Source organism: Rhodanobacter sp. FDAARGOS 1247 (assembly GCF_016889805.1).
Lineage (GTDB): Bacteria > Pseudomonadota > Gammaproteobacteria > Xanthomonadales > Rhodanobacteraceae > Rhodanobacter.
Genome location: NZ_CP069535.1, coordinates 3,176,723 through 3,191,123, shown reverse-complemented (window position 1 = coordinate 3,191,123; position 14,401 = coordinate 3,176,723). Strand labels below are relative to the sequence as shown.

General features: G+C 66.2%; 10 protein-coding genes. 3 read left to right on the top strand and 7 right to left on the bottom strand.

The annotated features are described in order from the left end of the window. Positions 1 to 69 precede the first annotated feature (69 nt). The 3 genes from I6J77_RS14565 to I6J77_RS14555 all read left to right on the top strand — a co-directional run bounded on the left by I6J77_RS14565 (position 70) and on the right by I6J77_RS14555 (position 5,664). Complete coding sequence (locus I6J77_RS14565) at positions 70 to 234, top strand: hypothetical protein (RefSeq protein ID WP_204109561.1); 165 nt, start codon at positions 70 to 72, stop codon at positions 232 to 234. Further along, positions 231 to 4,412: a response regulator gene (locus tag I6J77_RS14560; RefSeq protein ID WP_204109560.1), complete on the top strand. Its 4,182-nt coding sequence runs from the start codon at positions 231 to 233 to the stop codon at positions 4,410 to 4,412. The genes I6J77_RS14565 and I6J77_RS14560 overlap by 4 nt, the downstream gene beginning before the upstream one ends. A gap of 91 nt (positions 4,413 to 4,503) precedes the next feature. Continuing rightward, positions 4,504 to 5,664, top strand: coding sequence for a two-component system response regulator (locus I6J77_RS14555; RefSeq protein WP_204109559.1), 1,161 nt, complete (start codon positions 4,504 to 4,506; stop codon positions 5,662 to 5,664). Positions 5,665 to 5,723: 59 nt separating this feature from the next. Here I6J77_RS14555 and I6J77_RS14550 read toward each other — a convergent pair whose 3' ends face one another. From I6J77_RS14550 to I6J77_RS14520, 7 genes are all read right to left on the bottom strand, one after another. Then, positions 5,724 to 6,401, bottom strand: coding sequence for a winged helix-turn-helix domain-containing protein (locus I6J77_RS14550; protein WP_239309293.1), 678 nt, complete (start codon positions 6,399 to 6,401; stop codon positions 5,724 to 5,726). Positions 6,402 to 6,439: 38 nt separating this feature from the next. After that, entirely contained in the window at positions 6,440 to 7,870 is a 1,431-nt protein-coding gene (locus tag I6J77_RS14545; protein WP_204109557.1) for an ATP-binding protein, read from the bottom strand. A gap of 42 nt (positions 7,871 to 7,912) precedes the next feature. Further along, a complete protein-coding gene (locus tag I6J77_RS14540) occupies positions 7,913 to 9,790 on the bottom strand; it encodes a potassium transporter Kup (protein WP_204109556.1) in 1,878 nt (625 codons plus the stop codon). 268 nt (positions 9,791 to 10,058) lie between these two features. Further along, entirely contained in the window at positions 10,059 to 12,188 is a 2,130-nt protein-coding gene (fusA, locus tag I6J77_RS14535; protein ID WP_204109555.1) for an elongation factor G, read from the bottom strand. A gap of 103 nt (positions 12,189 to 12,291) precedes the next feature. Then, positions 12,292 to 12,954, bottom strand: coding sequence for a M24 family metallopeptidase (locus tag I6J77_RS14530; RefSeq protein WP_204109554.1), 663 nt, complete (start codon positions 12,952 to 12,954; stop codon positions 12,292 to 12,294). Positions 12,955 to 12,967: 13 nt separating this feature from the next. Beyond that, complete coding sequence (locus tag I6J77_RS14525) at positions 12,968 to 13,330, bottom strand: DUF1304 domain-containing protein (protein ID WP_204109553.1); 363 nt, start codon at positions 13,328 to 13,330, stop codon at positions 12,968 to 12,970. Between the two features lie 230 nt (positions 13,331 to 13,560). After that, the gene (locus I6J77_RS14520) at positions 13,561 to 14,295 is read right to left on the bottom strand and encodes a 2OG-Fe dioxygenase family protein (RefSeq protein ID WP_204109552.1); all 735 of its coding nucleotides are present in this window, start codon (positions 14,293 to 14,295) and stop codon (positions 13,561 to 13,563) included. Between the last annotated feature and the right edge of the window lie 106 nt (positions 14,296 to 14,401).

Below are 14,401 nucleotides of genomic sequence, written 5' to 3'. Positions count from 1 at the left end.
TGAACGTGGAGTGGAAGCGCGTGTGACACCATCGCGCATGCAATCTCTGTCGCTTTGCGGGGAGTTCACATGGGCTCGAGGCTGCAAGGAAAGTTCGTCCCGATCCTGTCGATGGGCGGCTTCGCGCTGACGCGCATCATCCCTGGCAGCGCCGGCCCCGCGCGGGTGCCCGTGCCCCGCCCGGCAGCCGGGAATCCGGCTGCGATCGTTTTCGCCGGCCTGGGCCACCCATGAAGTTCGTGGCCAGCCTGATCTCGTTCGTTCAAGGGCGTGGCGGTGGCGTCACGCCCTTCCGCAACTGGCTGCCACTGGTCGCCGCGTCGAGCGCGATCGTCATCGTGTTGTTCAGCGTCGTGGCGGCGAACCGGATTCGCGTGCTCGACCAGCAGTCGGTGCGTTCCCAGCTCAAGGCCAGCCTCGACGCCGCCGCCGATCTGCTGCAGGTGCTGTACAGGAACCAGATCGAGGCTACCGCGGCCATCGTGAAAGACCCCGAGTTGATCGACCTCATCCGGTCGTTTTCGCTGAATCCGGCAGATGCCGGGGCGCGGTCGAGGATGACTGCGTGGGCGGCCCATCGCCAGACCCAGTACGGCTTCAGGATCTACGTGCTCTACAACCCCGCGGGTACGATCCTCGCCGTGGATGATCCGGTGCATGTCGGCGACACTTCGCAAGTGCTGACCGCGATGCTGCCCAAGCTCGACGCCGACGGCTATGCGGTTTCCGCGCCGTTCCGCGCGACCAAGCTGTCAGCTCAGGCGAGGGCCGAGGGCGACCGCGACTTCGTGCAGCTGGCCTGTCGCACCGTGGCTGACGGGACGCGGGTACTGGGCTACTTCTGCATCGGCTCCAACCCGCGCAAGTTGCTGTTCCCCCTGCTTGCGGCGGGCTGGCAGGGAGAAACCGGCGAGGCGATGCTGATCGGTCGCGATGCGCGCCTGCGCACGCCGAGCCGCTTCGAATCGGCTTTTGAGGGAAATCTGTCGACGCCGCAGGGCAATCACGTCAGCCGGTTGTACGCTCGCGTCCCCTCGGGCCACCCGGCGGCATCGGACAAGCTGCCGCTTCCGCTGGGCAGCGATCCGCCGACGCGGCTGGCGCAGGCGCTCCTCGCCTCGAACGGCGGCGAAAGCTGGTTCATGGACGACTACCTCGACTACCGTCGGGTCCCGGTGGTGGGCGCGGGCCAATGGCTGCAGGGCATGAATCTTGGCCTGATCGTGGAAATCGACGAGTCCGAGGCGTATCGGCCTTCCCGATTCGCCGCGTTCTGGGTCTACGCCCTGGCGGCGACCGCGGTGACCTTGTTGTTGCTGCTGTCGTACCGCGACGCACGTTTGCGTCGCGACATGCAGCGCAGCGAGGCACGGCTTGTCAGCTTCTTCAGCAACGCGCCCGCCTACATGTGCATCCAGGCCGCCGATGGAAGGTATGTGCAGACCAACTCGCGATTCGATGCGATCGCGCCGCTGCTCGACATCTTCGTCGATGCCGCGGGCTACGAAAGCACCGAGTCGGAGCATCGGCTTCAACGCGAGCGGCAACGTGACGAAGTGCTGCGGAAGCGCGAGCCCACGCGATTCGACATCAGCTTCACCGATGCCCAGGGCCAGACCAGACACCACCAGCTGGTGCGGTTTCCCATCGAGGTTTCGGGTGAGAAGGCACCGGTGGGCGTGGCCACCGTCGGCGTGGACAACACCATCGAGGTTCGCGCCAGCGAGGCGCTGCGGCGCTTTGCCGACGAACTCGAGGCGAAGGTCGGCGAGCAGACCGTCAAGCTGGCCGGCGAGCGTGAGCGTCTCCAGATGATCCTGGATACCAGTCCGATCAATATCGACTTCTCGGTGGACGGGAAGATCAAGTTCGCCAATCCCCGGTTCATGAAGACCTTCGGTCTGGGGCCGGGCGACGACTGGCGTCGTCTGTACGTGGACTTGCGCGAACGCGAAGACCTGATGGAGATCATCCGGCGCGACGGATTCGCCAGGAACGCGGAAACCCACCTGGTTGTCCGTGATGGCAGCGTTCGCGACATGCAGGGCACCTACGTTCCGCTGTCGTTCGATGGCGAGGACGGCATCATCGGCTGGCTGGTCGACGTTACCGAGCGCAAGCGTGTCCAGGGCGAGGTGCTGCGGGCGAGGGACATTGCCGAGGAGGCGACCCGCGCCAAGAGCGACTTCCTGGCCAACATGAGCCACGAGATACGCACGCCGATGAACGCGATCATCGGCATGTCCTACCTCGCCCTGCAGACCACGCTGGACCCGCGCCAGCGCAACTACATCGAGAAAGTCCACCGCGCCGCCGAGAACCTGCTCGGGGTGATCAACGACATCCTCGACTTCTCGAAGATCGAGGCAGGCAAGATGGCCATGGAATCGGTCGACTTCCGTCTGGAAGACGTGATGGACAACCTTGCCAACCTGGTCGGCCTGAAGGCCGAACAGCGCAACCTCGAACTGCTGTTCGAAATCGCTCCGGACGTGCCCACCGCGCTGGTCGGCGACCCGCTGCGACTGGGGCAGGTCCTGGTCAACCTGGGCAACAACGCCGTCAAGTTCACCGAGAAGGGCGCGGTGGTGGTCAGCGTCGAGAGGGTTGCCATGAAAGGCGACCAGGTCGAACTGCATTTCCAGGTGCGCGATTCGGGAATCGGCATGACCGGCGAACAGGTCTCGGCGCTGTTCAGGTCGTTCTCCCAGGCCGACAGTTCGACCACGCGCAAATATGGCGGCAGCGGCCTGGGCCTGGCCATTTCGCGCCGGCTGGTCGGCATGATGGGTGGCGAGATATGGGTCGACAGCGAGCCGGGCCAGGGCTCGACCTTCCATTTTCATGCGCTGCTGGGCGTGCAGGCCATGCCTTCGCTTCGCCCCGAACTGTATGCCGACGATCTCAACGGATTGCGCCTGCTGATCGTCGACGACAACCCCGTGGCACGCGAAATCCTGGCGACGATCGCCACCGAGTTCGGCGTGGACGCCGATACCGCCAGTGGCGGTGGCCAGGCCCTGGTGATGATTGCCGAGGCCGCGGCGGCGGCCGGCGGTCATCCTTACGACGTGGTGCTGACGGACTGGAAAATGCCGACGATGGATGGTGTGGAAACCATTCGCCGTCTGCAGGAATACACCGCCATGACGTCCTTCCCCGCGGTGATCATGGTGACCGCCCATGGTCGCGATGAAGCACTCGATGCGGCGGCAAGAAGCGGCGTCCGGGTCCAGGCCGTGCTGACCAAGCCGGTGACCTTCTCGTCGTTGTTCGACGCCGTGGTCGAGGCGCTGGGCAAGGGCAAGGTTGTCGACTCCCGCGTCCATCGCAAGGCCGAACGCAACAACGAGGCCTTGCGTCGGCTGCGTGGCGCCCGCGTGTTGCTGGTGGAGGACAACGACGTCAACCAGGAACTGGCCAGGGAGATCCTGGCCCAGGCCGGCATGGAAGTGGTGGTTGCCGGTCACGGCCAGGAAGCGCTCGACATACTGGCCCGTGACAGCCATTTCGACGCCGTGCTGATGGACTGCCAGATGCCGGTGATGGATGGCTACGAAGCCAGCCGGGCGATCCGCGCCCAGCCTGCGCTGGCGGGACTGCCGATCATCGCGATGACCGCCAACGCGATGATCGGCGACCGCGAGAAGGTCATCGATGCCGGCATGGTCGACCACATCGCCAAGCCGCTGCGCGTCGCCGACATGTTCGCGACGCTGGCGAAATGGGTCAGGCCTGCCGCTTCGTCAACTGCGGCCGTCCAGAAGGGCGCCATGCCGGTGCAGGAAAACCCCTCGTCCGGCATCACCGGCCCGACCGACGGCCTGCTGCCGCCGTTGCCGGGCATCGACACGAAGGTCGGCCTTGCCGCGGCGATGGACGACGTGGCGCTGTACACGCGCCTGCTGACGATGTTCCGCGACAGTCAGCGCGATTTCGAAACACGCTTCCTGAAGGCGTCGGAGCAGGGCGATCCGGCCGATCGACAGCGTGCGGCGCATACCCTGAAAGGCCTGGCCGGCACCCTCGGTGCACGGGCGCTGGAGACGTGCGCCGCCGCACTGGAACTTGCCTGCATCAACAGTGCGGGCGCGGACCGCATCGTCGATCTGTTGCAGCGTACCTGCGTCGAACTGGACAAGGTCATGGCTGGCCTCGCCGCCCTCACCACGCATGAGCCGGAGGCAATCGCCGGGTCTGCCGGCGCGGACCCGGAGTACCTGCAGGGACTGGTCCAGCGCCTGCGCATCCTGCTGCTCGATGGCGACGCGGAGGCTGCCGCGGTGATCGAGGAGATCCTCCGGCTCACCGGAGGGACTTCGCATGCATCCGCTTTTCATGACGTGGCGCGTGCCATGTCGGCTTTCGATTTTGAGGCGGCGCTGACGGCGCTCGATGCGCTTCCGCAGTAACGCGCCGATCACGGATTTTTTGCCCGGAACCCACGGGTGTATGTTAGACAGGGTCTCAGGGAATGCAGCCGCGAAGTGACGGAGACAGGCAATGAGCGAATCGGAAACCCGGGAAGTCGTGCTGGCCATCGACGATACCGCGGAAAACCTCGCCCTGATCAGCGAGGTGTTGCGCGGGGAGTTCAAGGTGAAGGTCGCCCCTGGTGGTGCGCGGGGATTGCAGCTGGCGCAGGCGTCGACGCCACCGGATCTGATCCTGCTCGACATCATGATGCCGGAGATGGATGGCTACGAAGTGCTGCGGCAGCTTCGGGCAGACCCGCGGACACGGGACATCCCGGTGATCTTCCTGACCGCGATGAGCTCGGTCGAGGAAGAACGCCGCGGCCTGGAGCTGGGCGCCGTCGACTACATCACCAAGCCGATCAGTCCACCGCTGGTGCAGTCGCGCGTGCGCAACCATCTGCAGCTCAAGGCGGCGCGTGACTTCCTGAAGTACAAGAGCGAGTTTCTGGAGCGCGAGGTGCAGCGGCGCACGCGGGAAGTCACGATGATCCAGGAGGTGACGATCCGCGCCCTGGCATCGCTGGCCGAAACCCGCGACAACGATACCGGCAACCACATCCTGCGCACCCAGCATTACGTGAAGCTGCTGGCGCAAAAGCTCGCCCGTCACCCGCGTTTCGCCGCCTTCCTGACCGAAGGCACGATCGACCTGCTGTTCAAGTCGGCACCGCTGCACGACATCGGCAAGATCGGCATTCCCGACCGGATTCTGCTCAAGGCGGGCAAGCTGACGCCGGACGAATTCGAAATCATGAAGATGCACACCACGCTGGGCGGCAACGCCATTGCCAATGCCGAAGCCGCCATCGGCGAGGAGATCGGCTTCCTGCGTTATGCCAAGGAGATCGCCTACAGCCACCAGGAATGGTGGGATGGCAGTGGCTATCCGAAGGGCCTGAAGGGAGACGAGATACCCATTTCGGCAAGGCTGATGGCCGTGGCGGACGTGTACGACGCATTGATCAACAAGCGCGTATACAAACGGGCGATATCCCATGAAGAGGCGGTGCAGGTCATCCGCGAAGGACGCGGAACGCACTTCGACCCGGACGTCGTCGATGCCTTCCTCGGCTGCGCGGACGGCATCCGCGAGATCGCGAACCGCTACAAGGAGTCATCGCAGGTCCTGGTGCGGCAGGCCGAGCGGATGATCACGGACCTTGGCGGCGAAGAGATCGAGATGTAGGCAAGCAGCGAAGCCGCGAGCCGATGGATGCGGCAGGGACGATGCCGGTCTGCACGACTTCAGCCAGGCGGTAATTCGCCGGTGCCTTCCAGGAAGCGGTAACCTACGCCAGGCTCGGTCTTCAGCCAGCGCGGCGCGGCTGGATCATCGCCCAGCTTCTGGCGCAGGCGGCCCAGCACGATGCGCAGGTAGTGGGTGTCCTGCACGTGGCTGGCACCCCATACCTCGCGCAGCAACTGTTGCTGGCTGACCACGCGGCCGGCATGGCGCAGCAGCAGCGCGAGCACGGCGTATTCCTTGCGGGTCAACGCGACCTCGTGGCCATCGAGGCTGACTTCACGTCGTACCAGATCGATCGCCAGATGGCCATCGTCATAACGTGGCGGCAGGTCGGTCGTGCCGGTTGCGGGATGGTGGCGCAGCAGGGCGCGCAGCCGGGCCATCAGTTCCTGCATGCCGAACGGCTTGGTCACATAGTCGTTGGCGCCGTTGTCCAGCGCGCGCACCTTCTCGCTCTCGGCGTTGCGCACGGACAGCATCAGCACCGGCACCGAGCTCCACTGGCGCAGTTCGGCCAGCACTTCGTGGCCTTCGCGATCGGGCAGGCCCAGGTCGAGGATGACCAGGTCGGGCGACTGCGTGGCAGCCAGTGTCAGACCTTCCGCCGCGCTGGCCGCCAGCAGTACCTGATAACCCTCGGCACGCAGGCCGATGTCGAGGAAGCGACGGATCTGCATCTCGTCATCGATCACCAGCACGCGTGGCGCGGACGTGTTCAAGCGCTGGTCTCCGGTGCAGGTGGCAGTGGCAGGGTGATGCGGATGGTGGTGCCGCCACCGGCCGTGGGCAAGGCTTCCACGCTGCCGCCATGCGCGCCGATCATGCCGCGGCAGATCGACAGTCCCAGCCCGGTGCCCTTGTTGCCGCGGTCGCCACGCGAGACCGAATGGAACATGTCGAAGATACGCGACCGCTCGTCCGGCGGAATGCCCGGGCCGTGGTCGATCACTTCGATCTGCAGCTGTTCGCCGGTCACGGCCGCCTCCACGTTCACGGCCTCGCCGGGCGGCGAGAAATGCGCGGCGTTTTCCAGCACGTTGAACAGCGCCTGCTCGATCAGTGCCGGGTGCACGTAGAGCAGCACCGTCTCCTGCGGCAGTGCCGTCCGTATGGCGAGTTCCGGGAAGAACCGGCGCAACCTGTCGGTGGCGGCGACCACCACTTCGGTCGCATCGACCCAGTCGCGATGCAGCCTGAGCGCGCCATGGCCGAGCCGGGTCATGTCCAGCAGGTTCTGGATGTAGCGGTCCAGCCGCTGGCCCTCATGCACGATCGACTGCAGCAACTCCTGCCGCTCGCCGCGCGGCAGTTGCGTTTCATACATGACAAGGGTGTCGGCAGCACCAATCATCGATGCCAGCGGCGAGCGCAGGTCGTGCGAGACGGAGGAGAGCAGGGCATTGCGCAGTCTCTCGGTTTCACCTTGCACGCGCGCCTGCTCCAGCTCGTGCGCCAAACGGGCGCGTTCCAGTGCCAGCGCAATGTCCTGACCCATTGCGAGCGCCAGCTCGCGCCGCTCGACGTCGGGTTCGTCCGAACCCGGCGTGGCAAACGTCACCCTGCCATGGTCATGTGCGCCAACGGTCAACGGAACCACCCAGCGATCGTCAGAATCGCCGTTCCGTTCGACCGTGGATTCGCCCTCGGCAGGGTCGATGCGCGCGGTTGCACCGACAGCTTGCGTCAGTGCGCGCGCGCCGACCTCGCGAATCGCTGCAGCATCGCTGGCGGTAGCCAGTTGCTTGCCAAGCTGCAACAGCGTGCGTGCCCGCAACTGGGCGGCACGCAGCGAGACGACCTGGCTGGAGAGCCGGGTGGCCATGCGGCTGCAGACCAGGGCGACGATCAGGAACAGGCCGATCGCCAGCACGTCGTCGGCGCTGGCGACTGCCAGCGTGTGGCGTGGCCGGGTGAAGAAGAAGTTGTCGCCGATGAAACAGAGCACGGCGGTATAGACGGCCACGGCCATGCGCTTGCGCACCGCAACGGCAAGCACCGCGGTCAGCAGGATCAGCGACAGGTTGGCGATCGACAGGTAGCGGTCGGCGACGAAAGCCAGCGCAAAGGCCGCCAGCGTGACCATCGTGGCAAACAGGTAGTCGGCTACGATCGAACCGCGTCGGCGGCGTGACGCCGGCTCATGCATGCTGCAGGCGCCTCGGTGCCGGGGTTGCTGGCTGGCGTCGCGTCATATCTCCACCTCCGATCCGAGCTCGATGCGCCGATTGCCAGGAATCTGGAAGAACGCCGTCGCGGACAGCGCATTGTGCGCCATGAAGGCGAACAGGCGGTCACGCCACGCCGCCATGCCGTGGGCATGGCGGCCGGCCACCACGGTCTCGCGCGACACGAAGAAGGTGGTTTCCATCATGTCGAACGGCAGGCCGGCCGGGCCGCATTGCGCCAGCCGCAGCGGTACATCCGGGTCCTCGCCGAAGCCGAAGCGCAGGCGCAGTCGAATGAATCCTTCGCCCAGCGCCGTCCATTCGAACCATTCGGCGGGCTCGGCCCGGGGCGTATCCAGGGTCTCCACCGTGAGCAGCACGTTGCGTTCGTGCAATACCTTGTTGTGCTTGAGGTTGTGCAGCAGCGAGCTGGGGATCGACTCGGGGTTGGCGGTAAGGAACACGGCCGTGCCGGGTACCCGCGTCGCCGGGTGATCGGCCAGGTTGCGGATGAACGGCGCCAGCGCCAGGCCGCCTTGCTGGATTTCGCGCACCACCAGCTCGCGCCCGCGGCGCCAGGTGGTCATCGCCACGAAAACGCCCAGGCCCAGCGCCAGCGGAAACCAGCCGCCGTGCTCGACCTTGACCAGGTTGGCGCTGAAGAAGCCAAGGTCCACGGTGAGCAGGCAGGCGCCGGTGGCGAGCACCGCGGGAAGACGCCAGCGCCACTGGTAGCGCGCCACCACCAGGGCCAGCAGGGTGGTGATGACCATGGTGCCGGTGACCGCGATGCCGTAGGCGGCGCCCAGGTTGTCCGACGAGCGGAAGCCGAGCACGGCCGCCACGATCAGGACCAGCAGGACCCGGTTGATCCACGGCACGAAGATCTGCCCCGCCATCTCGTGTGACGTGTGCACCACGGGCATGCGTGGCATGTAGCCCAGTTGCATCGCCTCGCGCGTCATCGAGAATGCGCCGGAGATCACCGCCTGCGAGGCGATCACGGTGGCCGCGGTCGCCAGCGCGATCATCGGGTACAGCATGAACCGCGGTACCAGGTGGTAGAACGGGTTGGCCACCGCAGCGGGGTCGTGAAGGATCAGCGCGCCCTGGCCGAAGTAGTTCAGCACCAGCGCCGGCAACACGAAATTGAACCAGGCCAGCTGGATCGGCCGCTTGCCGAAATGGCCCATGTCCGCATAAAGCGCCTCCGTGCCGGTGACCGCCAGCACCACCGCACCCAGCGCGAAGAAGGCTTCGGCCTGATTGCGCAGAAAGAAGTCGAAGCCGTAGCCCGGGCTGAGCGCCAGCAGGACTTCCGGGTTGCGCGCGATACCCAGCACGCCGAGCCCGGCGATGCTGATGAACCAGACCGCGCAGACCGGGCCGAACACGGCGCCGATGCGGTGGGTGCCGTGCTTCTGCAGCCAGAACAGGCCGACGATGACGCCGATGGTGATCGGTACCACCCAGCGTTCAAGCGCGGGCGCGGCCACTTTCAGTCCCTCGACCGCCGACAGCACCGAGATCGCCGGGGTAATCACGCCGTCGCCGTAGAACAGCGCAGCACCGAACAGGCCCAGCGCAATCAGGCTCATGCGCAGCCGTGGCACGTGCCGCGCGCTGCGCTGGGCCAGCGCCAGCAAGGCCATGATGCCGCCCTCGCCGCGGTTGTCGGCGCGCATGATGAAAAGCAGGTACTTGATCGAGACCACGATGATCAGCGACCAGAACACCAGGCTCAGCGCGCCCAGCACATTCGCCGGAGAGGCCGGCACGCCATGCGCGCCGAACACTTCCTTCAGCGTGTACAGGGGGCTGGTGCCGATGTCACCGTAGACCACGCCCACGGCGCCGAGCGCCAGCGCGGCGAGGCGGCGCTTTTGTGGAGAGTTGCTCATGCGCGCTGGTCGGTGGCGCGGGCTTGGGCAGAAGCCGGTGCGATGTGAGGAGCGGGGATGTAGAACATCTGCAGTACCTGGAACGGATCAGGCGCGCAGTCTGGGCGTCAGGCTGTAACAACGGCATAGCGTCGTGCGGCAACAGCATAAAATTCGCGTAAAAAATCCCGTGGTCGTGGTGGTCGCCCCAACAGAACAGGCCCGGGATACGAGCCCCCGGGCCTGCTGCAGTACGTCGCGGCGATCCTCGTCGTGGCGTGTGTGGGCCTTACTTCGCTTCCTTCTCCATCAGCTTGTCGACCATGCTGGCGGGCACTTCCTGGTAGTGATCGAAGATCATCGAGAAGTTGCCGCGGCCGCTGGTGGCCGAGCGCAGGAAGTTGATGTAGCCGAACATTTCCGACAGCGGCACGAAACCCTGCACGAAGGCCGAGGTGCCCTTCTGGCCCTGGTCGGTGATGGTGCCGCGGCGGCGGTTGATGTCGCCGATCACGTCGCCCAGGTAGGTCGCTTCGGTGACCACCTCCAGGCTCATGATCGGCTCCAGCAGCTTCGGCTTGCTGAGCTTCTGCGCTTCGCGGAAGCACTGGCGGGTGGCGATCTCGAAGGCCAGCGCGGAGGAGTCGACGTCATGGAACTTGCCGTCGATCAGGCGTGCCTTGAAGTCGACCACCTCGTAGCCGGCGATCTGGCCTTCGCGCGATTCGGTCTTGATCGCGTGCTCGACCGCGGGGATGTATTCTCGGGGCACGCGGCCGCCGACCACCTCGTCGGAGAACACCACGCCCGAGCCCGGTTCGCCCGGCTCGAAGATCATCTTCACCTCGGCGAACTGGCCCGAGCCGCCGCTCTGCTTCTTGTGCGTATAGGTGTGCTCGACGGTCTGGCCGAATGCCTCGCGGAAGCTCACCCGCGGCTTGCCCATGCTCGCTTCCACGCCCAGTTCGGTGCGCATGCGGTCGATGGTGATTTCCAGGTGCAGCTCGCCCATGCCCTTGAGCACGGTCTGGCCGGTTTCCTGGTCCACTTCCATGCGCAGCGACGGATCGGCCTTGACCATCTTGTAGAGCGCGGTGGACAGCTTGTCGACGTCGTTGCGGCTCTTCGGCTCGACCGACACGCTGATCACCGGGTCGGGGAAGCGCATGCGCTCGAGCAGCGCTGGGTGCGCCGGATCGCTCAGCGAGTCGCCGGTCTCGGTGTCCTTCATCGAGACGAAGGCGCAGATGTCGCCCGCGCGGACCTCATCGATCTCTTTCGTGTCGTCGGCCTGCACTTCGACGATGCGGCCCACGCGCTCCTTCTTGCCGCGGGTGACATTGAGCAGGGTGTCGCCCTTCCTGATCACGCCGGAGTAGATGCGGCAGAAGGTCAGCGTGCCGAACTGGTCGTTGATCACCTTGAACGCCAGCGCGCGCGCCGGCGCGTCGTCGGTCACCGCCTGTTCGCCGACGACGTTGCCGTCCTCGTCGACCATCGCGATGCCGCCGTTCTCGCCGGGGTAGGGCAGGTAGTCGACCACGGCATCCAGCAACTGCTGCACGCCCTTGTTCTTGTACGACGAGCCGCACAACACCGGCACCAGCTCGCCGGTGACGGTGCCCTTGCGGATGCAGCGCTTGAGCACGGCCGGGTCGAATTCGCCGGTGTTGATCAAATGTTCGAACGCGTCGTCGTCCAGCGCCAGCGCGCTTTCCAGCAGGTCCTCACGCAGCCTGGGCAGGTCGGCGATCCACGCGTTGTCGGCGTCGGAGCCGAACTTCAGGCGGTCTTTCAGCTGCTCCAGCGGCACGCTCTCCCACACGCTGTCCTTGTCGTCGGAGGCCCAGATGTAGCCCGTGCCGGCGACCAGGTCGGCCATGCCCACGAATTCGTCGCTGCTGCCCAGCGGCACCTGGCACAGCAGCGCGTTGGCGCCGAGGCGCTCGCGGATGCCCTTCACGCAATGCGCGAAGTTGGCGCCGATGCGATCCATCTTGTTGACGTAGCACAGCCGCGGCACCTTGTACTGGTCGGCCAGGCGCCAGTTGGTCTCGGTCTGCGGCTCCACGCCGGCGACGCCGTCGAACACCACCACGGCGCCGTCCAGCACGCGCAGCGAGCGGTTCACCTCGATGGTGAAGTCGACGTGTCCCGGCGTGTCGATGACGTTGATCTGGTGGCCCTTCCACACCGCCGACACCGCGGCCGACTGGATCGTGATGCCGCGCTTGCGCTCCTGCTCCATGTAGTCAGTGGTGGTGGAACCCTTGCCTTCCTTGGTGTCGTGCACGTCGACGATCTGGTGCTTCTTGCCGGTGTAATACAGCACGCGCTCGGTGGTCGTGGTCTTGCCCGCGTCGATGTGCGCGATGATGCCGATGTTGCGGTACAGATTCAGGGGTTTGTTGCGGGCCACGGGCAGAACTCCATAGGGCGGCACGATGACGTGTCGGGAACAGACGGCTCAGATGCCGTCTGTTGCGGGGATTTTCAATGCAGGCGGTGCGACGGCCACGCCGTCAGCCGGACAGCAGGTCCTCGTAGAACGCGCCGAACGGTTCGGTGGGGTGCGCGATCTGGATCTCCAGTATCCACAGGTCGCGTGACGGCGGCGCGCCCAGGTCGGCCAGGTCGCCGCCCTTGTGGATCGCGTGCGGGAAGTCGCCCACCCGGTGGCCCTTGGTGGCCTGGTTGAAGCGCCAGCCCATCGCGGCGGCGCGCGCCTCGGCGAACGCATACAGCGCCTGGCCGCTCAGCCCCTGGCCACGCCAGGCGTCGGCCACCTCGTGGAACAGCGCGCGCGCCGCCTCGGCGCAGGCCTGCTGTTGCGGGGCATCCCCGATCACGAAGGTGTCGCCGACATCGCCTTCATGGCCGTCGAAGACCAGGCCGAGATCGATGAAGTAACTGTCGTTCTCGCCCAGCCGCACGCCAGGATCGGAGGCTTGCCGGTAGGCCTTGGTGGTATTCGCGCCGATGCGTACCAGCACCGGATGCCACAGCCGCTCGCAGCCCAGTTCGCGGAACACCTCCATCGCCTCGGCCTTGGCCTCTTCCTCGCTGATGCCCGGACGCATGCGCTGGCGGATGCCGTGCAGGGCGTCCCAGCTGCGCTCGCGGGCGCGCTGCATCAGTGCCGGGTCGTAGCGCTGGCCGACCGCTTCGCGGGGGAGTGAAGTCATGGGTGACGGACCATCAGACCAGGTGGATCAACACCAGCGCCACCAGCGCGGGCAGGGCCTGGAACCACAGGATCTTCCGCGCCGCGGTCAGTCCGCCGTAGATGCCGGCGATCAGCACGCAGACGAGGAAGAACAGCTTCACGCTGAAGCCGGCGCCGCCGTTGCCCAGCAGCAGTCCCCACACCAGTCCGGCAGCGAGGAAGCCGTTGTAGAGCCCCTGGTTCGCTGCCAGCGCCTTCGACTGTTCGGCGAACTCCGCCGTGGTGCCGAATGCGCGGCGCCCGGACGGCCGTGTCCACAGGAACATCTCCAGCACCAGGAACCACAGGTGCAGCAGCGCAATCAGCGCGATCACGATGTTGGCGGCAACGGACATGGCGGGTTCCCTGGCTGGCGAGAGGAGTGGCTGGACCGCAGTGTTGCAGTCGAACCGGTCGCCCGCAATCACGACCTCTGAGAGCTTGTGAAGAAAACCACTTCCTGTGGTTTGCTTCTATCGCACGTCCGGTACATGCCCGGACGTGCTCACGCGGATCAGTCACTTGCGTGACCGATCCGCGTCCGGCCATCCGTGGCCGGGCTTCGAGGTTGAAAAATCACAACCTCTCAGCGCGGTGCGGCGTCGCGCCGGAAGGTCACCACCAGCACGTCGCGATGTGCCGCTTGCGCGGGATCGAGCGGGGTCACCGCGGTCACGCCGTGGAAGACACGGTGGTCGTCGACCAGGGCGGCGTCCAGCGGGTGGGTCAGGGTGAACTGGCCGACTTCGCGGCGATCGGCCGCGTGGATGGTGGTGGTGCCGCGCTCGATGTTCTCGCGGTCGATCAGCAGCACCAGCACGTAGTCGACGCCGTCGCGGTGCACGCCTTCGGGGGTGGGTTCGCCGGCCTCGTCCGCGCGGGCCTCGATGCGGAACTGGTGCACCTCGACATGCCAGTGGCGCACCTGCGGCGCCAGCGCGCCGAACCGCTCGTGGCAGAACGCGAGGATGCGGCGCAGGCTGGCGCCGTCGGCGATCGCCGGCAGTACCGGCTCGAACCAGCGCAGGATGTCGCCCTGCAGCGGGTTGTAGTGGAGGCTCTGGTAATGCGGCTGGTGCGCTTCGGCGCGCACGCCGTATCCAGCATCGGCGGAGAAGGTGGCGTGCCGGCGCCGGCGATGGCGACCGCTGGCGGCCAGGTAGCTGTCCGGCGCCAGGTCGTTCCAGCTGGCGACGAAGGCGGGCCAGTCGGTAAGCGCCGAGGCGGGCAGCAGGTCTCGCATGATCTCGGCGGTGACGAAGGCAAAACCGTCGCGCTGCAGCCGGGCATGCAGGGCGGACGTGTCGGGGTGGGGAGTCATCGGCATACGTTAGCAGGACGCGGAAGGCGCGGCGACGGCCTTGCACCGCCCGGGGTGGTCGCGGTTGCGAGGCGGTTCAGCGGGCCGGATGTCGGGTGGAAAGTCG